Genomic DNA, 23,547 nt, shown 5'->3' with positions numbered 1-23,547 from the left:
CCGCCACCGGGCACCGGCCGTACGGCAGGAGTCAGCCGTAGAGGAGATGCTCCTTCCGCGTCCGCCGGAAGGCCGCCAGTTCGTCCCGCCAGGACGCCACGACCTCGTCGGCCGTCGCCCCCGCGTCGATCATCGTGCGCACGCCGGTGGAGCCGGTCAGCTTGTCGATCCAGTGGTCGGAGCGCCAGGCGAAGCCGCTCCAGACCTTCTTGGCGGTCACCAGGAGCGCGATGCCGGTCCGGACGGGGTCGAACGCGGCCCGGTCGTCCACATGGATCTGCACGCCGCCGATGGTCGTGCCCTCGAACTTCGAGAAGGTGGGGGCGAAATAGGCCTCCCTGAAGTGCACGCCCGGCAGCCCGAGGCCGCCGACGGCCCCGGCCCACCGGCCGTCCAGGCCCTCCGCGCCGAGCAGTTCGAACGGCCGTGTGGTGCCGCGTCCCTCCGACAGGTTGGTCCCCTCGAAGAGACAGGTTCCGGAGTACACCAGAGCCGTGTCGGCCGTCGGCATGTTCGGACTCGGCGGCACCCAGGGGAGCCCGGAGGCGTCGTAGAAGTCCGACCGCTTCCAGCCCGACATCAGGACGGTCTCCAGCGCCACCGGCTTCGTCAGGAACTCCTTGTTGAACAGCCGTGCCAGCTCCGCCACCGTCATCCCGTGCGCCTGCGCGATCGGCTGCCGGCCGACGAAGCTCGCGAATTCCTTGTGGAGCACGGGCCCCAGGGCGGCCCGCCCGGTCACCGGGTTCGGCCGGTCCAGCACCACGAAACGCTTGCCCGCGAGCCGGGCCGCCTCCATGCAGTCGTACAGCGTCCAGATGTACGTGTAGAAGCGCGCGCCCACGTCCTGGATGTCGAAGACCACGGTGTCCACGCCGGAGGCGGTGAAGATGTCGGCGAGCGGCTGCCCGCTCTTGAGATAGGTGTCGTAGACGGGCAGCCCGGTCGCCGGGTCGTCGTAGCGGCCCTCGGAGCCGCCCGCCTGCGCGGTGCCGCGGAAGCCGTGTTCCGGGCCGAAGACGGCGACGAGGTTCACGTGGGCGTCGGCGTGCATGACGTCGACGATGTGGCGCACGTCCGTGGTGACGCCGGTGGGGTTCGTCACGATCCCGACCTTGTGGCCGTGCAGGAGCGAGTAACCCGCGCTCCGAAGGCGGTCGAAGCCGGTGCGGAGACGGTCACCGGTGGCGGCCGCGGGGACCGGGGCCGGGGTGGGGGCGGCGGGGGCCGTCGCCAGGCCGGCCGCCGCGGTGGCCGTGAGAAGGGCTCGCCGGGAGAGGCGCATGGGGGGACCTCCGTGATCGCGGAAGGTGAGCACCGGCACGCTATGCGCAACCGCCCGACATGCGGAAGCCGCCGGTGCCCGTTGCCTGGTCGGGCCCGCGCGGCGGCGCCGCGCAATGTCACACTCCCGGGCGCCCCGCGCGGAGCCGGCGCCCCTTCCCTTGCAACATACCGACTGGTTAGTCTGACGTCGCAGCAGAGCCGACCGAGTGCAGAGCCGACCGAGTGCAGAGCCGACTGCTCGCAGAGCCGATCGGCGTCGCGTCGAAGGAGACCGATGGTGGAAGCCGTGCAGGATGCGGGAGTGGTCGTCACCGGTGCGGGAGGCGGCATCGGGGCCGCGCTGGCCCGCCGCTTCGCCGCCGAGGGAGCCAGAGTCGTCGTCAACGACCTCGACGCCGCCAAGGCGCGGGCCGTGGCCGAGGAGATCGGCGGCATCGCGGTCCCCGGCGACGCGTCCACGATCGTGACCGAGGCCCGGGACGCCCTCGGCGGCACGATCGACGTCTACTGCGCCAACGCGGGCGTCGCCTCGGGCGGCACCGAGGCGGCCGGCGAGCAGGTCTGGGAGCTGGCCTGGGACGTCAACGTGATGGCCCACGTCCGCGCCGCCCACGAGCTGCTCCCGGCCTGGCTGGAGCGCGGCGCCGGCCGTTTCGTCTCCACCGTCTCCGCCGCCGGGCTGCTCACCATGATCGGCGCCGCGCCCTACAGCGTGACCAAGCACGGCGCGTACGCCTTCGCCGAGTGGCTGTCGCTGACCTACCGGCACCGGGGCCTGAAGGTGCACGCGATCTGTCCGCAGGGAGTGCGCACCGACATGCTCGACGCCACCGGCAGCGCGGGCGACCTGGTGCTCCAGCCGACCGCCATCGAGCCGGAGGACGTCGCGAACGCCCTCTTCGCGGGGATCGAGGAGGACCGCTTCCTGATCCTGCCGCACCCCGAGGTGGCCGGTTACTACCAGGTGCGGGCCACCGAACCGGACCGCTGGCTGACGAACATGAACCACATCCAGCAGAAGTGGGAGGCCGGCCGGTGACCACGTACGCGGACCGCCCCTGGGTGGCCCTCCTCAGCGACGCGCAGAGCGCCCCGGTGAGCCCCGCCGACTCCCTGGTGCACGCCCTGCGCGTGGCCGTGGAGGACGTTCCGGACCGCACCGCGCTCGCCTACTTCGACGGGCGCCTGAGCTACCGCGAGGTGGACGAGCTGAGCGATTCGGTCGCCGGGCATCTCGCCGCCCGCGGCCTGGAGCGCGGCGACCGGGTCGCGATCCTGCTGCAGAACTCCCCGCACTTCGTGCTCGCGCTGCTCGGCGCCTGGAAGGCCGGCGCGACCGTCGTACCGGTCAACCCCATGTACAAGTCGGGCGAGGTCCGCCACGTCCTGCACGACGCGGACGTGCGCGCCCTGGTCTGCTCGGACCGCGCGTGGGAGTCCTATCTGCGCGGGGCGGCGGCCGACTCGGCCGTGGGCATCGTCCTCACCGCCTGCGAACTGGACTTCCAGAACCGCGACGACGCGCGCGTGCTGACCTTCGAGCGACTTCCGTCGGCCGCGGACGCCGACGACCTCGGGACGGTCGCCGCGCGGGGGCACAAGGCCCCCGAGGGCCGCGACGCGGGCCCCTCCGACATCGCGCTGATCAGCTACACCTCCGGCACCAGCGGCACCCCCAAGGGCGCCACCAACACGCACGGCAACATCATGTACAACGCCGAGCGGCAGCGGACCGGCCTCGCGCTGCCCGAGGCCCCGGTGTACTTCGCGATGGCGCCCCTCTTCCACATCACCGGCATGGTCTGCCAGCTCGCCGCCTGCCTCAACAGCGAGGGCACGCTGGTGCTCGCCTACCGCTTCGAGGCGGGGGTCGTGCTCGACGCGTTCGCCGAGCACCGGCCGCTCTACACCGTCGGCCCCTCGACCGCCTTCATGGCCCTGGCCGCCCATCCGTCCGTCACGCCGGACCACTTCTCGTCCTTCGTGAACATCTCCTCCGGCGGAGCGCCGCTGCCGCCGGCCCTGGTGGAGAAGTTCCGCGCCGGATTCGGCCCCTACATCCGCAACGGCTACGGGCTCACCGAGTGCACCGCGCCGTGCGCCTCCGTGCCGCCGGGCCGGGAGGCCCCCGTCGACCCGGTCTCCGGCACGCTGGCCGTCGGCCTGCCGGGCCCCGACAGCGTCGTACGGATCGTCGACGAGCAGGGCCGGGAGGTCCCGTTCGGGGAACAGGGCGAGATCCTCGTGAGGGGACCCCAGGTCGTACCGGGCTACTGGCAGCGCCCCGAAGCCACCGCCGAGACCTTCCCGGACGGTGAGCTGCGCACCGGCGACATCGGATTCATGGACCCGGAGGGCTGGCTCTACGTCGTCGACCGCAAGAAGGACATGATCAACGCGTCCGGCTTCAAGGTGTGGCCCCGCGAGGTCGAGGACGTCCTCTACACCCATCCGGCGGTCCGCGAGGCCGCTGTCGTGGGCGTCCCCGACGGCTACCGCGGCGAGACCGTCAAGGCGTACATCAGCCTGCGGCCGGGCGCCGAGGAGGACCCCGACGCGCTCGCCGCGTACTGCAAGGAGAGACTGGCCGCCTACAAGTATCCGCGGTACGTGGAGATCCTGCCCGACCTGCCGAAGACGGCGAGTGGGAAGATCCTCCGTCGGGAACTGCGTACGCGCTCGCAGGGCCCGGAGTAGACAACAATCTCCGTGGTGGACGCTCCTCGCCGAGCGGCGTCCGCCACCGGACGGCGCTTTCATCGAACCACGCACGGAAGGCAGGTGGCGGCAGTGCCCAGAACGACGGACGGCGACGGTACGCCCGTCCCGCAGCGGCTCCTGGCCGCCGCCACCCGGCTCTTCGCCGAGCAGGGCTACGACCGGACCTCGGTGCAGGAGATCGTCGAGGCGGCAGGCGTCACCAAGGGCGCGCTGTACCACTACTTCGGCTCGAAGGACGACCTCCTGCACGAGGTGTACGCACGCGTGCTGCGCATCCAGCAGGAGCGGCTGGACGCGTTCGCGGACTCCGGCGCGCCGGTGGAGGAGCGGGTCCGGGGCGCGGCGGCCGACGTGGTCGTCACGACCATCGACAACCTCGACGACGCCTCGATCTTCTTCCGGTCGATGCACCACCTCAGCCCGGAGAAGCTCAAGCAGGTGCGGTCCGAGCGGCGCCGCTACCACGAGCGCTTCCGCGCGCTGATCGAGGAGGGTCAGAACAAGGGCGTCTTCTCCACGGCCACCCCGGCGGACCTGGTCGTCGACTACCACTTCGGCTCGGTCCACCACCTGTCGACGTGGTACCGCCCGGACGGCCCGCTCACCCCCCAGGAGGTCGCCGACCATCTGGCCGACCTGCTGCTGCGCGCGCTGCGCCCGTAGCCTCCTCCGCGTCCCCGGGGCTCTGCCCCGGACCCCGCCAGGGGCGCTGCGCCCCTGGACCCCCGCCATCGCCCGAAGGGCTCGTCCTCAGACGCCGGACCGGCTGAACATCTCCGGCGCGGGCCCGCACATCCAGCCCGTCCGGCGCTCGATGACGAGGCCGTCCAGGCCGATACGGGGGTCTGGGGGCGGAGCCCCAGGTACGGGAGGGGCGGGGCGGCGGGGGCGAAGACCCCCCACCGCCCCCCGGCGTCACACGTACTTCTTGATCTCCCGCCGCGCCAGTGACCGCTGGTGCACCTCGTCCGGCCCGTCCGCGAGCTTCAGGGTGCGCGCGGCGGCCCAGAGTTCCGCCAGCGGGAAGTCCTGGCTCACACCCCCGGCGCCGTGCAGCTGCACCGCCTTGTCGAGGATGTCGACGACCGTGCGCGGGGTGGCGATCTTGATGGCCTGGATCTCGGTGTGGGCGCCCCGGTTGCCGACGGTGTCCATCATCCAAGCGGTTTTCAGCACCAGCAGCCGCAACTGCTCGACGGCGACCCGCGCGTCGGCGATCCAGTTCTGGACCACGCCCTGCTGTGCCAGCGGCTTGCCGAACGCCGTCCGGGCCACCGCCCGTCGGCACATCAGCTCGATCGCCCGCTCAGCCATGCCGATCAGCCGCATGCAGTGGTGGATACGGCCGGGGCCGAGCCGCGCCTGGGCGATGGCGAAGCCGCCGCCCTCCTCGCCGACCAGGTTGGTGACGGGAACACGGGCCCCGTGGAAGACGACCTCCGCGTGGCCGCCGTGGGAGTGGTCCTCGTAGCCGTACACCTGCATGGCGCGCCGGACTTCGACCCCAGGCGTGTCACGCGGGACCAGCACCATGGACTGCTGGCGGCGGATGTCCGGCCCGTCCGGGTCCGTCTTGCCCATCACGATGAAGATCCGGCAGTCCGGGTTCATCGCCCCGGAGATGTACCACTTGCGGCCGGTGACGACGTACTCGTCGCCGTCCCGCTCGATGTGGGTGGTGATATTGGTCGCGTCGGAGGAGGCCACCTCCGGCTCGGTCATCGCGAACGCCGAGCGGATCTCACCGGCGAGCAGCGGCTCCAGCCACTGCTTCTTCTGCCGCTCGTCGCCGAACTGCGCGAGCACCTCCATGTTGCCGGTGTCCGGCGCCGCGCAGTTCAGGGCGGTGGGCGCGAGGTGCGGGCTGCGGCCGGTGATCTCGGCGAGCGGCGCGTACTGGAGGTTGGTGAGCCCGGCACCGTGCTCGGCGTCGGGCAGGAAGAGGTTCCACAGGCCCTGCCTGCGTGCCTCGGCCTTCAACTCCCCGACCACGGCGGGTGTGTCCCACGGGGAGGGCAGCAGGGCGCGCTGCTCCTCCGCCACCGCCTCCGCCGGATACACGTACTCGTCCATGAAGGCGAGCAGCCTGCCCCGCAGTTCCTCGGTGCGCGCGTCGAATGCGAAGTCCACGGCGGTTCAGCCTTCCTGAAGAGTGGTCAGGCCGTGCTCGATGAAGAACGGCACCAGGTCACCGATGCGGTCGAAACCCGCGCCGACCGTCTGGCCGAGCGTGTAGCGGTAGTGGATGCCCTCCAGGATCACGGCGAGCTTGAACCAGGCGAACGCCGTGTACCAGGCGACGTCGGACGCGTCGCGCCCCGAGCGCGCGGCGTAGCGTTCGACGATCTCGGCCGGGTCCGGGTGTCCGTCGGCCGAAGCGGTCGTACTGATGGGGGAGTCGGGCAGATCCAGGGGCGCGCTGTACATCACCAGCAGGCCCAGGTCGGTCAGCGGATCGCCGAGCGTGGACATCTCCCAGTCCAGGATCGCCTTGATCCGGTCGTCCTCGCCGATCAGCACGTTGTCGAGCCGGTAGTCGCCGTGCACGACGGTGGGCGCGGGGGAGTGCGGCAGCGCGCGCCCCAGGGCCGCGTGCAGCTCGTCGATCCCGGCCAGCTCGCGGTTTCTGGAGGCGTCCAACTGCTTTCCCCAGCGCCGCAGTTGGCGGTCCAGGAAGCCTTCGGGTCGGCCGAAGTCGGCGAGGCCCACCTCGGCGGGATCCACGGAGTGCAGTTCGACGAGCGTGTCGACCAGCGCGAGCACCGCGTCCCGTGTGCGCCGCGGGCCGAGCGGGGCGAGCTGATCGGCGGTGCGGTACGGCGTGCCCTCCACGAACTCCATGACGTAGAAGGGTGCGCCGAGCACCTCCACGTCCTCGCACAGCAGCACCGGGCGCGGCACCGGGACGGCCGTCGGGTGCAGCGCGCTGATCACCCGGTGTTCGCGCTTCATGTCGTGCGCGGTGGCCAGCACGTGGCCGAGCGGAGGCCGCCGTACGACCCATCGCGTGGTGCCGTCCGTGACCGCGTACGTGAGGTTCGACCGTCCGCCCTCGATCAGCCGGCCGGTCAGCGGGCCGTGCGTCAGGCCGGGCCGCTCGCCGTCGAGCAGGCCGCGCAGCCGGTCGAGGTCGAGACCTGGCGGGTGGTCGGGACTCATCGTTTCTCCTACACGCGAGGGAGCGGGACGTGACCATGATGCCGACCAGTCGGTATGTCGTCCAGGGTGTACGCGAAACGTGATCGGCGTCTCCTCCGGGGGGTGGGGGAGACGCCGAACGGGCGCCAGGGGGAGACGCCGGGCAGGCGCCGGGAAGGGACACCGGAGGGGATCCGGGGTGCTTGGCGGGAGGGCCCGCCGGGTCCTCCCGCCCCCAGGGCGTGTTGCGGAAGTCCCGCCCGTCTCGCGACGCCTGGCAGGCGCCGCGAGGCCCACCCTCCGGGCGGACGACGGGACTTTCGCCACGCGCCCTAGTGGTCGTCCCAGTGGCCGTCGTGCTCGGCGTGCCGGTGCCCGTCGTGCAGGTAGTCGAGGTGGTCGCCGTGCTCGACCGCCGGGTGCCCGCAGCCCTCTTCGTGCCGGTGGCTCCCGTGGTCGTCGTGCGCCGTGTGGCCGCTCGGCTCGCACTCGTCCCAGTGCCCGGAGTGCTCGCGGTGCAGGTGCCCGTCGTGCGCGTAGTCGACGTGGTCCCCGTGCGGGACCGCGGTGTGCCCGCAGGCCGGGCCGTGGGTGTGCTGATGGGCCGAGTGCTCCGGATGCAGGGTGGTCATGGTGCTCACCTTCGTGCGTGGCGGGAAGCGACGGCTCAGGCTAGCGCCAGAAAGCATGTCATTTCTGTCAATTCGCCATCATTCGGGCACTCGTGCCGTCCGGGGGCACGCAGGGCCGGGCGACGGGTGGAGGGGGCGCGGCGCCGTCCGGTCCCCGGGTCGGTCGCGGGGTCCGTCGCGACGTTGCCCGGTGCTCCGGTCGGGTCGCGGCCCCGCCCGGTCGCCGGGTTCTCAGAACACCAGCACCGCCGCGCAGACGGCCAGTGCGACCGTGCACAGGGCCGCGGCCGTCGCGTGGAGCGGTGCGAGGGCGGGCGGGCCGGCGGTGCGGGACGCGGCCAGCACCCGGATGCGGCGGTGCGCGAGCGCCAGGAACCCCAGCCACAGCGCGCCGCACAGGACAGCGGCCACGACACCGGTCGCCGACGGACCGCCGTGCAGCGCCGCCTTCGCCGCCAGGACCGCGGTGACGGTGCTCGACAGGGTCGAACGTCGCCAGGCGAGCCGGGTGCGCTCCGGCTGCAGCCCCGGGTCGCGCTCCGGGACGGGCGCGGTCATCCTTCCCAGCCGACGAGGACGACGACGACCATGGCGACCGCCACCACCGCGACGGCGATGCCCAGCAGCGCGGGGAAGCGCGACACGGGGAGGTCCTCCCCTCTCCGCATCGCCCGCTCGCACCGCACCCAGTGGTTGACGGCCCGCAGCGAGCAGAGCACGCCCGCCGCGAGCAGGGCCAGCGCGAGACCGACCCGCCAGGCCCACCGCAGGTCCGGCAGGAACTGGTCCACGGCGAACCCGCCCCCGATCAGCGCCAGCGCGGTACGCAGCCAGGCCAGGAAGGTGCGTTCGTTGGCCAGCGAGAACCGGTAGTCGGGAGTGCCGCCCTCCTGCCGGACCTCCTCGGGCGCGAACCACAGCCGGACGTTCCGTACGAATTCGATCACGACCGGGACCCTACTCGGCCGCCGCGCGGTGCCGGCCGCCACCGTCGGGCCGGGCGCCGGAAAGGCTCAGTCCGCCGCCCGGTGCTCCCGCAGGCGTGCGTACGCCGCCAGCCCGTCCGGCACCCACGTCCACTCCGTCAGGCGCCGCTCCACCTCCTCCTCGGTGAGGAAGGCGTGCCAGGCGACCTCCTCCGCTTGGGGGTTCACGGGGAGGTCGCAGCGGACCTCGTAGACGGCGGACCACCAGGTCTGCCCGGCGCCGTTGTCGTACAGGAACTTGAAGACCGGGACGGGGTCCGGGAGTCCGGAGACGCCCAGTTCCTCCTCGGCCTCGCGCAGGGCCGCCGCGTCGTACGACTCGCCCGCGCCCACGACCCCGCCGACGAACATGTCGTACAGGGAGGGGAAGACGAGCTTGGTGGCGGTGCGGCGGTGGACGAAGAGCCGGCCGTCCGCGTCCCGGGCCTGGACGAACACGCACCGGTGACGGAGTCCGCGCGCGTACGCCTCGCCGCGCGGGGACTCTCCGACGACCACGTCGTTCTCGTCCACGATGTCGAGGATCTCGTCAGCGGCGCTCATGCCCCCCCATCCAACCAGCCCGGTTCGGCCGACCCCGGCCGGGCCGCCCCCGGAGGCCCCCGGGGAACCGCGCCGCGCCCCGCCCAGGGCCGCCGCTCGACCGGCCGCTGTCCCGACCGCGCCGGCGACCGCGTTCCTCGTGCTTCCGTCCCCTCGGCCACCGCGCCTCCCCGGCCACCGCCCGCCGCCCGGCACGCGGGGTGTCTCGCAGCCGCGGTGCGCACGTGCCGCTCCGCCGATCGGGTGTTTCCGGTGCGGCGCGGGCCGTCGGGCCGATCGGGTGTTTCCGGTGCGGCGCGGGCCGTCGGGCCGATCGGGTGTTTCCGGTGGGGCGCGGGCCGTCGGGCCGATCGGGTGTCCGTGCCGGGCGTGGGCGCTGGCGCTCGACCGGGCAGGCCGCGCGGCTCACCGGGCCGCACGGGCCGTCGTGCCCGGCCGGGGCGGGAGCCCGGCCCGGCGCTCAGCGCCGTTGGAGGTCCAGCGCGGGCTCCGTCCTCTTCGCGCCGGCCGGCATCGCGGGATGCATCCCGAGCAGCACGATGCCCGTCACGATCGCCGCGAGCCCCGCCGCCTCCCAGGTCAGTGCGCCCACGTCGGTCCGCAGCCGGTCCCCGAGGAACCCCACCCCGCAGAGGATCCCGGCGAGCGGCTGGGCGGCGGTGAGCGCGGGCAGCGACATCCGCAGCTCCGCCGTCTCGAAGGCGCTCTGCACCAGCACCAGCCCCGACACGCCGAGCACCAGCACCCCGTACGGCTGCCAGCTGACGAGCAGTCCGCCCCAGCCGCCCTCGCCGAACCGCTCCCCGCTCACCCGGGTGAGCGCGTCCTGCACCCCGTACAGCACCCCCGCGGCCAGGGCGAGCAGCACCGGCGCGGCGCCCAGCCGGGAGCGTTTGGCGTACGTGGTGAGGAGCAGCGCCAGCCCGATCATGATGCCGATGATCAGCCAGTGCCGCAGGGGATCGGACACCGCGTCACCGCCCTTGGGGCGGCCCGCCAGGATGAACGCGCTCACCCCGCCCGCGAGCAGGGCGAGCCCGGACCAGCCCTGACGGCCCAGCGGTTTCTTCGTCTGGTGCCGGGAGAGGCCGAGCGCGAACAGCAGGTTGGTCGCGAGGAGCGGTTCCACCTGGGAGACCTCGCCCTTGCCCAGCGCGATCGCGCCGAGGACCATCCCGCACACCATGAGCCCGATACCGCCCAGCCAGCGCGGCACCCGGATGAGGTCCAGCAGCAGACGGGGGGACAGGAAGTCGTTCAGCGGGGCGTGGGACGCGGCGTTCTGCTGGAGCACGAAGCCGAAACCCAGGCAACAGGCCGCGCTCACCGAGAGAATCAGAACGAGAAGCGACACGCTGGGTACCTCGATACATCCGGGGTCGGATCGGGTCACGGGTGCGTATCCCGCCGACTGTAGTGCCACCCGCCGGGCGCCGCCCACGGAGTACCCGCGACGGGGCGGTTGACTCGGTCACTCCTCTTGCCGAAGGATCTGACCGATCAGTAACAACGGCGGGCCGGTCACCGGCTGTCCCGGTCGGCCGCCGATGTCCTGACCGCCACTTTCCTGCCAACCAGCCGTGACGACGGCCACTTGTGACGAAGCCGACACGTGCCTCGTCATGCCGAGAGGACGGGCCCATGGCCTACGACGCAGATGTGATCGTGATCGGAGCGGGTCTCGCGGGGCTCGCGGCGACCGCGGAGCTCGTCGACGCGGGCCGCAAGGTGATCCTCCTCGACCAGGAGCCGGAGCAGTCGATCGGCGGCCAGGCGCACTGGTCCTTCGGCGGTCTCTTCTTCGTGAACTCGCCCGAGCAGCGCCGGATGCGCATCAAGGACAGTCATGCCCTCGCCCTCCAGGACTGGATGGGCACGGCGGGCTTCGACCGCGCCGAGGACCACTGGCCGCGCCGCTGGGCCGAGGCGTACGTGGACTTCGCGGCCGGCGAGAAGCGGTCCTGGCTGCACCAGCAGGGGGTGCGCTTCTTCCCGGTGGTGGGCTGGGCGGAGCGCGGCGGCTACGACGCCAACGGCCACGGCAACTCCGTACCCCGCTTCCACATCACGTGGGGGACCGGGCCCGGACTGGTCGCCCCCTTCGAACGGCGGGTGCGCGCCGGGGTCGCGCGCGGCCTCGTCGAGCTCAGGTTCCGTCACCGGGTCACCGGCCTGTCCCGCAGCGCGGGCGCGGTCGACACCGTCACCGGCGAGATCCTGGAACCGTCCGGGATCGAGCGCGGCCAGGCCAGCGGGCGGACGGTGACCGGCGCGTTCGAACTGAGGGCGCAGGCGGTGATCGTCACCTCGGGCGGTATCGGCGGCGACCACGACCTGGTGCGCGCCAACTGGCCCGAGCGGCTGGGCACCCCGCCCGAGCGGATGATCTCCGGTGTGCCCGCGCACGTCGACGGCAGGATGCTCGGGATCGCCGAGGAGTCCGGCGCGCGCCTCATCAACCGCGACCGCATGTGGCACTACACCGAGGGGATCCAGAACTGGAACCCCATCTGGGAGAACCACGGCATCCGTATCCTGCCCGGCCCCTCCTCCCTCTGGCTGGACGCGCGCGGCAACCGGCTGCCGGTGCCGCTCTTCCCCGGCTTCGACACGCTCGGCACGCTCGAACACATCATGAGGACCGGGTACGACTACACGTGGTTCGTGCTCGACCAGAAGATCATCGGCAAGGAGTTCGCGCTCTCGGGCTCGGAACAGAATCCGGATCTGACCGGCAAGTCGGTCAGGGGTGTCATCGGGCGGGCGCGCGCCGACGTCCCCGGACCGGTCAAGGCGTTCATGGACAACGGCGCCGACTTCGTCGTCGAGAAGGACCTCGGCGCGCTCGTGCGCGGCATGAACGCGCTCACCAAGGAGCCGCTGATCGACGAGGCCGCGCTGCGCCGCGAGATCGTCGCGCGCGACCGGGAGATCGCGAACCCGTTCACCAAGGACCTCCAGGTGACGGCCGTCCGCGGGGCCCGCAGCTACCTCGGCGACAAGCTCATCCGTACGGCCGCGCCGCATCGCATCCTCGACCCGAAGGCCGGTCCGCTCATCGCCGTGCGCCTCCACATCCTCACCCGCAAGTCGCTCGGCGGCCTGGAGACCGACCTCTCGTCGCGGGTCCTGACCGAGGGCGGGGATCCGCTGGAGGGCGTGTACGCGGCGGGGGAGGTCGCCGGCTTCGGCGGCGGCGGCGTGCACGGCTACCGGTCCCTCGAAGGCACGTTCCTGGGCGGCTGCCTCTTCTCCGGCCGCGCGGCGGGGCGCGCGGCGGCCGAGGCGGTGGGCTGAGCCCCTCCGAGGTTGCCCGACGTGCGGACGCGAGTGAGCCGTCCGCACGTCTCGCCGCCACCCCCATCTCCCGGTTCCTGTCACCAACTCGTGCTCGAGTCCGAGGAGTTGACACGTGTAGGACATCGGATGGGCCTTGACGTGAACCCTCAGCCAAGGGTTTGCTGTCCGCGATCGCCACCTGACCAGCCGCGTCTGTGAGGAAACCTCGCGGTGCCGCCACCCCCGCCACCCCCTCCTCCCCTCGGCCGCGGCCGCAAAGGCACGGCCCAGGCCTTCGACGCCGCACTCGACGACGCCGAACTCGTCGTCGCGCGCTCCGCGCTGGCACAGGGCCGCTGGACCGCGGTCCGCTCGCTGCTCGCCCTCACCGGCGACGAGTGGGACCTTCGCGGACACCGCGTCACCGCCCTGGCGCAGGAGCCCACCACCCTCGCCTGGGCGCGCGACTGGCGACTCGCCGAACCCGAGTCCGCCGACGCCTCCGTGCTCCTCGCCTGTGCCACCGTCCAGCGTGCCCTGGACGGCAAGGACCGTCCCGAACGGGCTCGCGAGGCATGTCACGCCGCCGCCGCGCTCGCGCCCGCCGACCCCACGCCCTGGCTCGGGCTGCTGACACTGGAGCGCACGCTCGGCGCCGAGACCGACGTGGTCCGGCTCTTCGACGAGGTGCGCCACCGCCATCCCGAGCACCACCAGGCCCACCATCTGATGGTCGCGCGCCTCGCCGAGCGCCGGGCCCAGGCGGGCCAGGACCCGCTCCACGAGGTCTACGACTTCGCCAACTGGGCGGCCGAGCAGGCCCCGGCCGACTCGCCGCTCGCGATCCTGCCCGTCGTCGCGCACGCCGAGCGCTACCGCGTGCTCGCCACCGCCGGCAGCGAATCGGCCGACCCGGCCGCCTCCGGGCACTGGGTCGGGCGCCGGGCCCGCCAGGTGATGAAGGCCGCCTTCGACTGGTGGCTGGAGTGGGAGCACGACGACCACCCCCGCCGTCTCCTGGACCTCAACTTCCTCGCCCACGCGAAGTCCTGCGAGGGCCGGGGCGCCGAGGCCGCCGCCCTGTTCCACCGCATCGGCCCGCACGCCACCCCGGTGCCCTGGTCGTACCCGGACCGCGACCCGTACAAGGCCTTCCGTACCGCCCGCGCCAGCGCGCTCGGCACGGTGTGAACGACGACCGCTCCAGACAACCGGACCACCGGACATCCGAAAGGACCACCCCGCGATGACGACGGGCAGTTCGAGTACATCGAGCAGTGCGAACACGGGAAGACCCGCCGCCGCCGACGGCGGCATCAGCACCTTCAAGGGGCAGGACCGGGCCCTGAAGGCCAACCGGCTGGGCACCGGAGGGCTGCTCCTGTCCGTCCTCGCGGCGACGGCCCCGCTCATGGTGGTCGCAGGTGTCATGCCCACCACATTCGCGGTGATGGGCATCGTCGGCCAGCCGCTGCTCTTCGTCATCCTCGGCGTGGTGCTGGTGCTCTTCAGCGTCGGGTACGCCGAGATGAGCCGCCACGTCCACAACGCCGGCGCCTTCTACGCCTACGTCGCCCGCGGGCTCGGCGGCACCGCGGGCGCGGGCGCCGCCGCGGTCGCGCTGCTCTCCTACAGCACGCTCCAGGTCGGCATCTACGGCATCTTCGGCTTCGAGGTGTCCGGGCTGTTCTCCAAGTACCTCGACGTCGACCTGGCGTGGTGGATACCCGCCCTGGTGGCCGTGCTGGTCGTCGGCGCGCTCGCCTGGCTGAAGGTCGACGTCAACGCGCGGGTGCTCGGCGTCCTGCTGGTCGTCGAGGTGGCGCTCGTCGTCATCTTCGACGTCGCGGCCGTCGCCGATCCCGGCAAGCAAGGGCTCTCGCTGCACGCCTTCAACCCCGACACGCTCACCGGAGCCGGGGTCGGCACCGCGCTGTGCTTCTGCATCGCCGCCTTCACCGGCTTCGAACAGGCACCGGTGTACGCGGAGGAGACGAGCCGCCCGCACATCCTCGTCCCCCGGGTGATGTTCCTGGCCATCGGCTTCGTCGCCGTCTTCTTCGCGATCAGCTCCTGGGCGCTGACCGTCGCCACGGGACCCGCCGGGATCGTCGACGCCTCCCGGAAGCAGAGCGCGGGACTGCTGTTCTTCCTCACCGAGTCACGGCTCGGGGGGACCTTCACGGACGTCCTGCACGTCCTCTTCGTGACCGGTATGTTCGCGGCGCTGCTCAGCTTCCACAACGTCGTCGCGCGGTACGCCTTCGCCATGGGCCGCGAGGGGCTGCTGCCCAAGGCCTTCGGGCGGACCACCGGAGCCAGCGGCGCCCCCGGCACCGGCTCGCTCCTGCAGACCACCATCTCCCTGATCGTTCTCATCGCCTTCGCCGTGACCGACGACAAGCCGACCGGCGACCCGACCGCGCCCGTGCTGCACCTGTTCACCTGGGGCGGCAACGTCGGCGCGCTCGGCGTCATCCTGCTGATGGCGGCGGCCTCGCTCTCCGTCATCGTCTTCTTCATCCGCCGAGGCGCCGCACGGGCCCAGGCCTGGCGTCTGGTCACCGCGGCGGTCTCGGGCCTCGCCCTGCTCGTGATCGCGGGCTACACCGTCAAGGACTTCGACGTCCTGGTCGGCACCGGCCCGGACTCCCTGCTGAGCCGGCTGCTGCCCGCCCTCGTACCGGCCGCCCTGGTCGTCGGTCTGGTCCAGGGCCTGGTGCTGCGTTCCCGTGCCCCCGAGGCACACGCCCGGATCGGACTCGGCAACGAGGCGTTCCAGCTGGACAAGGCGGCGGATTCCAGGTCCGAACCCGCGGTCGACTCCGGGTCCGGGGCCTGAGGAGTCTCCTGGAGGCGCCGTGGGCCGGGCGGGCCCGCGGCGCCCCCGGACACCGTCCGGTGTCTGAGAAAACTGAGAAAGTGATGACGGAATTCTGACGGACACCCGCTGCCGCTGGCCTGAAAGGGGTCGCGAGTGCTCGTATAGGTGTGTGAACCCTGAACATTCCCGAGAGCCGGGACCGGAGCGGCAGCGGGGGCGTACCCCGCAGGCCCCGCCGACCCGCTCGCCCGAGCGGCCGCCGGAACGGGAACCGGAGCGCCCCGACGAGCCCGGCACACCCATCGGCCGCCGGCTCCTGCTCGGCACCCTCGGACTCGGCGCGCTCGGCGTGCTGGCCGCGCCCCCGCTCCAGCGCGGCCTCGAGTCGGTCTTCGCGGGTGACCCCACGGGCCTGACCGGTCTGCTCCCCAACGGCGGCGGCTTCCGCTACTACTCCGTGACCTCCTCCGTCCCGCGGAAGGGCCCCGCGGACTACCGCCTCACCATCGACGGCCTGGTCGACCGTCCCCGCAGCTACACCCTGGCCGACCTCCAGGCACTGCCCCAGACCCGGCTCGTGCACGACGTGCAGTGCGTCACGGGCTGGCGGGTGCCCGGCACGCCCTTCGAAGGGGTGCGCCTCTCGCAGATCCTCGACGCGGCCGGCGTCCGCCCCACGGCCCGCGCGATCCGGTTCACCTGCTTCGACGGGGCGTACACCGAGAGCCTCACGCTGCGGCAGGCCCGGCGCCCCGACGTCCTGGTGGCCCACCGGATGCAGGACAAGGCCCTCGGCCACGACCACGGCGGCCCCGTCCGCCTCTACGTCGCCCCCATGTACTTCTACAAGTCCGCCAAGTGGCTCTCCGGCATCACCGTCACCGAGGACGTGCGTCCCGGGTACTGGGAGGACCGGGGCTACGACGTGGACGCATGGGTCGGCCGTTCGAACGGACGCGACGATGTACCCACGAGTTGACGACACCCCCGCCGTCTCGGCGCCCTCCGCGCACGTACGTCGCTTCAGCCGGGCGGAACGCTGGGTGCACCGCCTGACCGCCCTGCTGATGGGCGTGTGCGTGGCGACGGCGGCGTGCCTGTACCTCCCCTTCTTCGCCGAGCTGGTGGGCCGCCGTGAACTCGTCGTCAGGGTCCACGAGTTCGCGGGGCTGCTGCTCCCGGTGCCGGTCCTGGCGGGCCTGGCCTCCCGTGCCTTCCGCGCGGACCTGGGCCGCCTGAACCGCTGGGGCCCGCACGACCGCCGCTGGATGCGCGCGGCACTGCGGCGTGACCGGTTCTCCTCCCGGCCCGCCGCCAAGTTCAACGCGGGCCAGAAGACCTACGCGGCCTGGATCGCGGGCGCGAGCCTGGTCATGCTCGCCACCGGGCTGCTCATGTGGTTCACGCACCTCACCCCGCTGATGTGGCGGACCTCGGCGACGTTCGTCCACGACTGGCTGGCCCTGACGATCGGCATCGTCCTCGGGGGCCACATCGGGATGGCCCTCGGCGACCCGGAGGCCCGGCGGGGGATGCGCACCGGCACGGTGAGCCGGGACTGGGCGGAGCGCGAACACCCGCTGTGGCGGCCCGACGACACGCCCTAGGCCGACAGGGGGACCTGCGGCGCCGGCTCCCCGAAGTCCAGCAGCACCTTGCACGAGCGGCTGCGGTCCGCCGCCAGGGCGAACGCCGACACGGCGTCCGCCACCGGCACGACCGCGCTGATCAGCGCGTCGAATCGGGGCTCGGCTGCGAGCAGCGCCGGCGCCTCGTCGAACTCCGCGTCGAAACGGAACGCGCCCCGCAGCTCGATCTCCCGGCTCACCAGCAGGTTCCCCGCGAACGCGCTGCTCCCGGGCGGCAGCATGCCGAGTTGGACCACTACCCCGCCACGCCGTACGAGGCGCAGACAGGTGTCCAGCCCGGCGGCCGCCCCGGACGCCTCGACGGCCACGTCGGTCTCCGAGGGCCACCCGGGACCGGCCGGGTCGTCGGCCCGTACGAGGGTGTCGGCCCCGGCCAGGGAGGCGTACTCCAGAGCCCGCGGCAGCGGGTCGGTGACGGTCACCCGTGCCGCGCCCGCGGCCTTCGCGGCGGCCACCACGAGGCAGCCGATCGGCCCGGCCCCCGTGACCAGCACATGCCGGCCCCGCACGTCTCCGGCCCGGCGCACGGCGTGCAGGGCGACCGACAGCGGTTCGGCGAGCACGGCCCGCCGCGGGGAGAGCCCCGCGGGCAACGCGCGCAGTTGCCTGGCGGGTACCGCGAGCAGGGCCGAGAACCCGCCCTGGACGTGCGGCGTGCGCGCCGCGCTGCCCAGGTAGCGGGTCTCCCGGCACACGTTCGCCCGCGCGCCGGCGCACTCGGGGCACGTGCCGCAGGCCGTCGCCGGGTGCACGGCGACGGCCGTACCCGGTACCGGGCCCGAGGCCCCGGCGCCGTACGACACCACCGTTGCGACGACCTCGTGGCCCGGCACCATCGGCTCCCGCAGCCGGAAGTCCCCTACGCCGCCGTGCCGCCAATAGTGCAGATCGGACCCGCAGATCCCTCCGTACCGGACGGCGACCAGGGCCTGCCCGGGTCCGGCGGAGGGCACGGGCAGCTCCTCGACCCGTAGATCGCCCTGGCCGTGGATCACGCAACCGAGCATCGCCGTATCCCTCTCAGAAGCCCTCGGGCCCAGGGTCGTTCCCGGACCCTTCAGAGCACACTCGTCATGCCGCCGTCGACGTAGAGCACCTGCCCGCCGACGAAGTCCGCCGCCGGCGAGGCGAGGAAGAGCAGCCCGCCGACCAGGTCCTCGGTACGGCCCCAGCGCCCGGCCGGGGTGCGCCGCCGCACCCAGTCGCTGAACTCCTCGTCCTCGACGAGGGGCCGGGTCAGTTCGGTCTCGATGTATCCGGGCCCCAGTGCGTTCACCTGTACCCCGTGCGGCCCCCAGTCCGCGCACATGCCCTTGGTGAGCATCTTCAGCGCGCCCTTGGTGGCCGCGTACGGGGCGATGCCCGGACGCGCGACCTCGCTCTGCAGCGAGCAGATGTTGATGATCTTGCCGTGGCCGCGTCCGGTCATCCGGCGCGCGGCCTCCCGGCCGACCAGGAACGCGCTCGTGAGGTTGGTGTCCAGGATCCGGTGCCAGTCCGCGTCCGTGAACTCCAGCAGCGGGGCCCGCAGTTGCATGCCCGCGTTGTTGACCAGGATGTCGAGCGGACCCACCCGCTGTTCTACGTCCGCGATGCCGGCGGCCACCGAGGGGCCGTCGGTGACGTCGAACACCGCCGTGCGCACGTCGCCGGGCAGTCCGGCGGCGGCCCGGCCGAGGCGGTCGGCGTCGCGCCCGTTGAGGACGACCGTGCAGCCCGCTTCCAGGAGCCCGCGGGCGAGCGCCAGCCCGATGCCCCGGCTGGAGCCGGTGACCAGGGCCGTACGGCCGCTGATGTCGAACAGAGGGTGGCCCATCCCCGTACCCCTAGATCACCAGTGACAGCAGGAGGACCAGTCCGCCGGCCACCACGGAGATGATCGTCTCCATCACCGACCAGGTCTTGACCGTCTGGCCGACGCTCAGGCCGAAGTACTCCTTGACCAGCCAGAAACCGGCGTCGTTGACATGGCTGAAGAAGAGCGAGCCCGCGCCGATCGCCAGCACCAGGAGTGAGGTGTGCGCGGTCGACATGTCGGCGGCGAGTGGGGCGACCAGACCGGCCGCCGAGATGGTGGCGACGGTCGCCGAACCGGTCGCGAGGCGGATGGCCACCGCGATCAGCCAGGCCAGCAGCAGCGCGGGGATCGACCAGTCCTTGGAGATGTCCAGGATCATCTGGCCCACACCGGCGTCGATCAGGGTCTGCTTGAAGCCGCCGCCCGCGCCCACGATCAGCAGGATGCCCGCGATCGGCGCGAGGGACTTCTCCACCGTGGTGGACAGACGCTCCTTGGTGAAACCGGCCGCGCGGCCCAGCGTGAACATGCCCACGATCACGGCCGCCAGCAGCGCGATCAGCGGCGAGCCGATGACGTCGAAGACGCGCTGCACCTTGTGCGCCGGGTCGTCCACGACGATGTCGACCAGCGCCTTGGACAGCATCAGCACGACCGGCAGCAGCATGGTGGCGAGGGTGGCGCCGAAACCGGGACGCTTCTCCAGCTCCTCGGAGGCGCGGGCGGGGACCATGCGGTCGGGGGCCGGTACGTCCACCCAGCGGGCCGCGTACCGGGAGAAGACCGGACCCGCGATGATCACCGTCGGGATGGCGACCAGGACGCCGAGCGCGAGCGTGACGCCGAGGTTGGCCTTGACCGCGTCGATCGCGACCAGCGGACCGGGGTGCGGCGGGATCAGGCCGTGCATCACGGACAGGCCGGCCAGCGCCGGGATGCCGATCCGCATCAGGGAGTAGTTGCCGCGCTTGGCGACCATCAGGACGACCGGGATCAGCAGCACGATCCCGACCTCGAAGAACAGCGGCAGCCCGATCACGGAGGCGATCAGCACCATCGCCCAGGGCATGCCGCGACCGCCCGCCTTGGCGAGGATCGTGTCGACGATCTGGTCGGCGCCCCCGGAGTCGGCGAGCAGCTTGCCGAGTATCGCGCCCAGGGCGATCAGGACGCCCACACCGGCGACGGTGGAGCCGAGGCCGGTGGTGAAGCTGACGATCACCTTGTCGAGCGGCGCCCCGGCGACCGCGCCGAGCGCGAGCGAGCCGATGGTCAGCGCCAGAAAGGCGTGCAGCTTGAACTGGGTGATCAGCAGGACGATGACGGCGATGCCCGCCAGCACGGCGACCCCCAGCTGGGCATGGCCCGCGGAGGTGATCGGCTCGACGGCGTCCGCTGCCAGCATCTCGACGCTGAGTCTGGTCACGGTTTTCCCTTGCTCTGAGAAAGGTCTTCGGACGGGTGGGCGGGGTTACCGCGAGGGCTGGGCGAGGGACCGGAGCGCGGCCACGGCCCGTTCGGTGATCTCTTCGGGGCCGCCGGTGACGTCCACGCGGACGCCCGCCTCGTCGGCTTCCAGCGGCTGGAGGGTGGCGAACTGCGAGTCCAGCAGCGCCGTCGGCATGAAGTGCCCCTGACGGTGCGACATCCGGTCCTCGATGAGCGCGCGGTCACCGGTCAGATGCACGAAGACGATCCCGGGTGCCGCGGCCCGCAGCCGGTCGCGGTAGGCGCGCTTGAGCGCCGAACTGCTGACGACCCCGCCGAGCCCGTGGCGCTCGTGCGCCCAGCGGCCGATGGCGTCCAGCCACGGCCACCGGTCCTCGTCGCTCAGGGGTGTCCCGGCCGTCATCTTGGCGATGTTGGCCTGGGGGTGGAAGTCGTCGCCCTCGGCGTACGGAACGCCGAGCCGGGCCGCAAGCAGGGGACCGATGGTGGTCTTGCCGGTACCTGCGACGCCCATGACCACGACGACATGGGGGGTGCTCATCGCTGCCTCACCGTCTTCGTCGACATCTGGTGTCGACGACACTGAAACCTATTAGGTACGACTAATTCAAGTGGCTGTGACATATAAGTCTGACTTTTTGTTCGTGAGGTCGGCCTCGTACCCTGACCCCATGAGCACACGGGGCCGGGGGCTGCACGGACAGGTACTGGACGCCCTCGGACCGGCCATCACGGCGGGCGAGTACCCCCCGGGGAGCGTGCTGCGCACCGACGAGCTGGCCCAGCGCTTCGAGGTGTCACGGTCCGTGATGCGCGAGGCGGTCAGGGTGCTGGAGTCCATGCACCTGGTGGAGTCGCGCCGCCGGGTCGGTGTGACCGTCCGCCCCAAGGTCGAGTGGAACGTCTACGATCCGCAGGTCATCCGGTGGCGGCTGGCCGGCGCCGACCGTCCCCACCAGCTGCGCTCGCTCACCGTGCTGCGCTCCGCCCTCGAACCCGTCGCGGCGGGACTGGCCGCCCGGCACGCCACCGCCGGGCAGTGCGCCGAACTCACCGAGTGCGCCCTCGGCATGGTCGCCACCTCACGCGGTCATCAGCTGGAGGCGTACCTCGTCCACGACGTCGCCTTCCACCGGGTGATCCTCAACGCGTCGGGCAACGAGATGTTCGCCCGCCTCGGCGACGTCGTCGCCGAGGTGCTGGCGGGCCGCACCCACCACGAGATCATGTTCGAGGACCCCGACCCCGCCGCCGTCACCCTGCACGTCCGGGTCGCGGAGGCGGTCCGCGAGGGCGACGGCGTCCGCGCCGAGCAGCTCACCCGCGAGATCACGGTCGGCGCCCTCCAGGAACTCGACATCCTGGCGCCGTGAGCGCCCAGCGGCCGTGCCCTGCCCGTACTACTCGGCGAAATCGCCGTCCACGTACACCCAGGCACCGTCGACCCGCTCGAAACGGCTCCGCTCGTGCAGCGACCCGCCCCGGAAGGACGCCCGGAACGTCACGGTCCCCGTGGAGTGGAAGGCCGACCCCTGACCGGTCCCGAGGATCTCCAGACCCGTCCACCGCGTCCCGGGGTCGAACTCCACCCGGGGCGGCCGCGTCCGCGGATGCCAGGTCCGCAGCAGATACCCCTCGTCCCGCTGGACGAACGCGCTGTAGCGCGACCGCATCAAGGCCTCGGCGGTCGGCGCGGCCGCCTCACCACGATGGAAGCGCCCACAGCACTTCGCGTACGGCTCGGGCAGCCCGCACGGACAGGTACGACTGGTCATGACCACCATTGTCCCCCAGCCCGCCCCCGCTCCCGCGCGTCGCACCGGCGGGGAGCACGGGACGGCCCTCAGGCCGAGTCGGCGTTCGTCGGCGGGTACGAGGGCCGCGCCGGGATCGGTGCCGTCATGACGGGCAGGGCCGGCAGCTTCGACGTCTGCAGCCACGCCGTGAAGAGGTCGTCCAGCGGCTCCTCCGCGTACCGGGCGGCATGCGCGATGAACGTCGCGGTGCTGACGGCGCCACCCCGGTGCAGGGCGGCCCACCCGCGCAGCATGCGGAAGAAGGCCGTGTCGCCCATCGCGCAGCGCAGGGCGTGCAGCGTGAGCCCGCCGCGCTCGTACAGCCGGTCGTCGAACATCAGCTTGCGACCCGGGTCGGACAGCACCAGGTCCTGCGGCCGCACGGCCAGCTTCCGGTGCGCCACCGCCGCCAGCTGCTGTGCCGTACGGCCGCCCGACCGCTCCGACCACAACCACTCCGCGTACTTCGCGAAGCCCTCGTTGAGCCAGATGTGCCGCCAGTCCGCTATGGACACACTGTTCCCGAACCACTGGTGCGCCAGCTCGTGCGCGATCAGCCGCTCCGAACCGCGCGCCCCGTCCACATGGTTCGCGCCGAACAGCGACAGCCCCTGCGCCTCCACCGGGACGTCGAGCTCCTCCTCGGTCACCACCACGGCGTACTCGCCGAACGGATACGGCCCGAAGAGCTCCTCGAACAGCTCCATCATCGCGGGCTGCCGCGCGAAGTCGCGGGAGAACTCGGGGAGCAGATCCGCCGGCAGATGCCCGGACTGCGGCACGCCACCGAGCCCCGGGTCGCCCAGCAGCACCGTCTGGTACTTCCCGATCGACAGCCCGACCAGATAGCTGGACGTCGGCGCCGCCTGCTCGTACACCCAGGTGGTCGTCGACGCCTTCGTCGTACGGGTCAGCAGCCTGCCGCCCGCCACCACCACGTACGCGGACGGCGTCGTGACCGAGATCTGGTACGAGGCCTTGTCGGCCGGCCGGTCGTTGCACGGATACCAGGACGGCGCCCCCACCGGCTGGCTCGCCACCAGTGCCCCGTCCTCCAGCTCCTCCCAGCCGAGCCCGCCCCAGGGACTGTTCACCGGCTTGGGGTTGCCCGCCCAGTGCACCTCGACGGTGAAGGCGGCCCCGGCCCGGATGGGCTTCGCCGGGCGGACCCGCAGCTTGCCGCCACGGTGCGAGTAGTGCGGCGCCTTGCCGTCGACCCGGATCCGGCCGATCCGGAAGTCGGCCAGGTTGAGCTGGAACTCCGCGAGCGCGCCCCGGCCCGCTATCGCGTTGATCCGCGCGGTGCCGGAGAGCCGGTTCGGGCCCGGGCGGTAGTCCAGCGCGAGCTCGTACCGGTGCACCCGGTAACGGGAATCGCCGTTGGCCGGGAAGTACGGGTCCGATCCCACTGTCTGCTGAACGGTCACTGCTGCGTCTGCTCCCTG

23 protein-coding genes are annotated in these 23,547 nt (G+C 72.3%); 9 read left to right on the top strand and 14 right to left on the bottom strand.

The window, feature by feature from the left end; genetic code table 11:
• Positions 1-31 precede the first annotated feature (31 nt).
• Positions 32-1,285 carry an exo-beta-N-acetylmuramidase NamZ domain-containing protein gene (locus ACFVTC_RS13290; protein ID WP_390126682.1) on the bottom strand — a complete coding sequence of 418 codons (1,254 nt, stop codon included), beginning with the start codon at positions 1,283-1,285 and terminating at the stop codon, positions 32-34.
• A gap of 276 nt (positions 1,286-1,561) precedes the next feature.
• Between ACFVTC_RS13290 and ACFVTC_RS13285 the strand changes: the two genes are divergently transcribed.
• The 3 genes from ACFVTC_RS13285 to ACFVTC_RS13275 all read left to right on the top strand — a co-directional run bounded on the left by ACFVTC_RS13285 (position 1,562) and on the right by ACFVTC_RS13275 (position 4,671).
• Positions 1,562-2,326 (top strand): SDR family oxidoreductase, encoded by a 765-nt coding sequence (locus ACFVTC_RS13285; RefSeq protein ID WP_390126681.1) that lies wholly within the window; start codon positions 1,562-1,564, stop codon positions 2,324-2,326.
• Positions 2,323-3,984: a class I adenylate-forming enzyme family protein gene (locus ACFVTC_RS13280; RefSeq protein ID WP_390126680.1), complete on the top strand. Its 1,662-nt coding sequence runs from the start codon at positions 2,323-2,325 to the stop codon at positions 3,982-3,984. The genes ACFVTC_RS13285 and ACFVTC_RS13280 overlap by 4 nt, the downstream gene beginning before the upstream one ends.
• Before the next feature lie 93 nt (positions 3,985-4,077).
• A complete protein-coding gene (locus tag ACFVTC_RS13275) occupies positions 4,078-4,671 on the top strand; it encodes a TetR/AcrR family transcriptional regulator (protein WP_390126679.1) in 594 nt (197 codons plus the stop codon).
• 252 nt (positions 4,672-4,923) lie between these two features.
• Here the strand turns inward: ACFVTC_RS13275 and ACFVTC_RS13270 are convergent, their stop codons facing one another.
• The 7 genes from ACFVTC_RS13270 to ACFVTC_RS13240 all read right to left on the bottom strand — a co-directional run bounded on the left by ACFVTC_RS13270 (position 4,924) and on the right by ACFVTC_RS13240 (position 10,661).
• Positions 4,924-6,138: an acyl-CoA dehydrogenase family protein gene (locus ACFVTC_RS13270; protein ID WP_390126678.1), complete on the bottom strand. Its 1,215-nt coding sequence runs from the start codon at positions 6,136-6,138 to the stop codon at positions 4,924-4,926.
• A 6-nt stretch (positions 6,139-6,144) separates the two neighbouring features.
• The gene (locus tag ACFVTC_RS13265; RefSeq protein ID WP_390126677.1) at positions 6,145-7,167 is read right to left on the bottom strand and encodes a phosphotransferase family protein; all 1,023 of its coding nucleotides are present in this window, start codon (positions 7,165-7,167) and stop codon (positions 6,145-6,147) included.
• Positions 7,168-7,478: 311 nt separating this feature from the next.
• Positions 7,479-7,778 carry a hypothetical protein gene (locus tag ACFVTC_RS13260; RefSeq protein WP_390126676.1) on the bottom strand — a complete coding sequence of 100 codons (300 nt, stop codon included), beginning with the start codon at positions 7,776-7,778 and terminating at the stop codon, positions 7,479-7,481.
• A gap of 231 nt (positions 7,779-8,009) precedes the next feature.
• Entirely contained in the window at positions 8,010-8,336 is a 327-nt protein-coding gene (locus ACFVTC_RS13255; RefSeq protein WP_390126675.1) for a DUF202 domain-containing protein, read from the bottom strand.
• Entirely contained in the window at positions 8,333-8,725 is a 393-nt protein-coding gene (locus tag ACFVTC_RS13250; protein WP_390126673.1) for a YidH family protein, read from the bottom strand. The genes ACFVTC_RS13255 and ACFVTC_RS13250 overlap by 4 nt, the downstream gene beginning before the upstream one ends.
• A gap of 66 nt (positions 8,726-8,791) precedes the next feature.
• Positions 8,792-9,307 carry an NUDIX domain-containing protein gene (locus tag ACFVTC_RS13245; protein ID WP_390126672.1) on the bottom strand — a complete coding sequence of 172 codons (516 nt, stop codon included), beginning with the start codon at positions 9,305-9,307 and terminating at the stop codon, positions 8,792-8,794.
• 460 nt (positions 9,308-9,767) lie between these two features.
• Positions 9,768-10,661, bottom strand: coding sequence for a DMT family transporter (locus tag ACFVTC_RS13240; RefSeq protein WP_390126671.1), 894 nt, complete (start codon positions 10,659-10,661; stop codon positions 9,768-9,770).
• A 287-nt stretch (positions 10,662-10,948) separates the two neighbouring features.
• Here ACFVTC_RS13240 and ACFVTC_RS13235 point away from each other — a divergent pair, with 287 nt between their 5' ends.
• The 5 genes from ACFVTC_RS13235 (at position 10,949) to ACFVTC_RS13215 (ending at position 17,017) form a co-directional block, all read left to right on the top strand.
• A complete protein-coding gene (locus ACFVTC_RS13235) occupies positions 10,949-12,604 on the top strand; it encodes an FAD-binding dehydrogenase (protein ID WP_390126670.1) in 1,656 nt (551 codons plus the stop codon).
• Positions 12,605-12,817: 213 nt separating this feature from the next.
• Entirely contained in the window at positions 12,818-13,777 is a 960-nt protein-coding gene (locus ACFVTC_RS13230) for a hypothetical protein (RefSeq protein WP_390126669.1), read from the top strand.
• A 55-nt stretch (positions 13,778-13,832) separates the two neighbouring features.
• Positions 13,833-15,428 (top strand): APC family permease, encoded by a 1,596-nt coding sequence (locus tag ACFVTC_RS13225; protein ID WP_390126668.1) that lies wholly within the window; start codon positions 13,833-13,835, stop codon positions 15,426-15,428.
• Positions 15,429-15,711: 283 nt separating this feature from the next.
• Positions 15,712-16,389 (top strand): molybdopterin-dependent oxidoreductase, encoded by a 678-nt coding sequence (locus tag ACFVTC_RS13220; RefSeq protein ID WP_390126791.1) that lies wholly within the window; start codon positions 15,712-15,714, stop codon positions 16,387-16,389.
• Positions 16,373-17,017, top strand: a complete 645-nt coding sequence (locus ACFVTC_RS13215) for a cytochrome b/b6 domain-containing protein (RefSeq protein ID WP_390126667.1) — start codon at positions 16,373-16,375, stop codon at positions 17,015-17,017. The genes ACFVTC_RS13220 and ACFVTC_RS13215 overlap by 17 nt, the downstream gene beginning before the upstream one ends.
• Here ACFVTC_RS13215 and ACFVTC_RS13210 read toward each other — a convergent pair.
• Genes ACFVTC_RS13210 through ACFVTC_RS13195 form a run of 4 tightly spaced genes read right to left on the bottom strand, consistent with a single transcriptional unit; the run spans position 17,014 to position 20,847 of the window.
• Positions 17,014-18,066 carry an L-idonate 5-dehydrogenase gene (locus tag ACFVTC_RS13210; protein ID WP_390126666.1) on the bottom strand — a complete coding sequence of 351 codons (1,053 nt, stop codon included), beginning with the start codon at positions 18,064-18,066 and terminating at the stop codon, positions 17,014-17,016. The two genes, ACFVTC_RS13215 and ACFVTC_RS13210, sit on opposite strands and share 4 nt — an antisense overlap.
• A 50-nt stretch (positions 18,067-18,116) precedes the next feature.
• Positions 18,117-18,875 (bottom strand): SDR family oxidoreductase, encoded by a 759-nt coding sequence (locus ACFVTC_RS13205; RefSeq protein ID WP_390126665.1) that lies wholly within the window; start codon positions 18,873-18,875, stop codon positions 18,117-18,119.
• 10 nt (positions 18,876-18,885) lie between these two features.
• The gene (locus ACFVTC_RS13200; RefSeq protein ID WP_390126664.1) at positions 18,886-20,283 is read right to left on the bottom strand and encodes a gluconate:H+ symporter; all 1,398 of its coding nucleotides are present in this window, start codon (positions 20,281-20,283) and stop codon (positions 18,886-18,888) included.
• A gap of 45 nt (positions 20,284-20,328) precedes the next feature.
• Positions 20,329-20,847, bottom strand: a complete 519-nt coding sequence (locus ACFVTC_RS13195) for a gluconokinase (RefSeq protein WP_390126663.1) — start codon at positions 20,845-20,847, stop codon at positions 20,329-20,331.
• A 130-nt stretch (positions 20,848-20,977) separates the two neighbouring features.
• Between ACFVTC_RS13195 and ACFVTC_RS13190 the strand changes: the two genes are divergently transcribed.
• Positions 20,978-21,679 carry a FadR/GntR family transcriptional regulator gene (locus tag ACFVTC_RS13190; RefSeq protein ID WP_390126662.1) on the top strand — a complete coding sequence of 234 codons (702 nt, stop codon included), beginning with the start codon at positions 20,978-20,980 and terminating at the stop codon, positions 21,677-21,679.
• A gap of 27 nt (positions 21,680-21,706) precedes the next feature.
• Here the strand turns inward: ACFVTC_RS13190 and ACFVTC_RS13185 are convergent, their stop codons facing one another.
• Together ACFVTC_RS13185 and ACFVTC_RS13180 are read right to left on the bottom strand one after the other, a co-directional pair.
• Complete coding sequence (locus ACFVTC_RS13185) at positions 21,707-22,081, bottom strand: YchJ family protein (protein ID WP_390126661.1); 375 nt, start codon at positions 22,079-22,081, stop codon at positions 21,707-21,709.
• Positions 22,082-22,149: 68 nt separating this feature from the next.
• Positions 22,150-23,529 (bottom strand): M1 family metallopeptidase, encoded by a 1,380-nt coding sequence (locus tag ACFVTC_RS13180; RefSeq protein ID WP_390126660.1) that lies wholly within the window; start codon positions 23,527-23,529, stop codon positions 22,150-22,152.
• Positions 23,530-23,547 lie beyond the last annotated feature (18 nt).

The organism is Streptomyces sp. NPDC057950, assembly GCF_042887295.1.
Lineage (GTDB): Bacteria > Actinomycetota > Actinomycetes > Streptomycetales > Streptomycetaceae > Streptomyces > Streptomyces kaempferi.
Note: the sequence above shows the minus strand (reverse complement) of the source record. Positions and strands in the feature narration are given on the sequence as shown.

Bases quoted from the DNA above. Each gene is read 5' to 3' on its own strand.
- ACFVTC_RS13290 (WP_390126682.1), bottom strand. From the start codon at position 1,285: ATGCGCCTCTCCCGGCGAGCCCTTCTCACGGCCACCGCGGCGGCCGGC.
- ACFVTC_RS13285 (WP_390126681.1), top strand. From the start codon at position 1,562: ATGGTGGAAGCCGTGCAGGATGCGGGAGTGGTCGTCACCGGTGCGGGA.
- ACFVTC_RS13265 (WP_390126677.1), bottom strand. From the start codon at position 7,167: ATGAGTCCCGACCACCCGCCAGGTCTCGACCTCGACCGGCTGCGCGGC.
- ACFVTC_RS13260 (WP_390126676.1), bottom strand. From the start codon at position 7,778: ATGACCACCCTGCATCCGGAGCACTCGGCCCATCAGCACACCCACGGC.
- ACFVTC_RS13255 (WP_390126675.1), bottom strand. From the start codon at position 8,336: ATGACCGCGCCCGTCCCGGAGCGCGACCCGGGGCTGCAGCCGGAGCGC.
- ACFVTC_RS13245 (WP_390126672.1), bottom strand. From the start codon at position 9,307: ATGAGCGCCGCTGACGAGATCCTCGACATCGTGGACGAGAACGACGTG.
- ACFVTC_RS13235 (WP_390126670.1), top strand. From the start codon at position 10,949: ATGGCCTACGACGCAGATGTGATCGTGATCGGAGCGGGTCTCGCGGGG.
- ACFVTC_RS13225 (WP_390126668.1), top strand. From the start codon at position 13,833: ATGACGACGGGCAGTTCGAGTACATCGAGCAGTGCGAACACGGGAAGA.
- ACFVTC_RS13215 (WP_390126667.1), top strand. From the start codon at position 16,373: ATGTACCCACGAGTTGACGACACCCCCGCCGTCTCGGCGCCCTCCGCG.
- ACFVTC_RS13210 (WP_390126666.1), bottom strand. From the start codon at position 18,066: ATGCTCGGTTGCGTGATCCACGGCCAGGGCGATCTACGGGTCGAGGAG.
- ACFVTC_RS13205 (WP_390126665.1), bottom strand. From the start codon at position 18,875: ATGGGCCACCCTCTGTTCGACATCAGCGGCCGTACGGCCCTGGTCACC.
- ACFVTC_RS13195 (WP_390126663.1), bottom strand. From the start codon at position 20,847: ATGAGCACCCCCCATGTCGTCGTGGTCATGGGCGTCGCAGGTACCGGC.
- ACFVTC_RS13190 (WP_390126662.1), top strand. From the start codon at position 20,978: ATGAGCACACGGGGCCGGGGGCTGCACGGACAGGTACTGGACGCCCTC.
- ACFVTC_RS13185 (WP_390126661.1), bottom strand. From the start codon at position 22,081: ATGACCAGTCGTACCTGTCCGTGCGGGCTGCCCGAGCCGTACGCGAAG.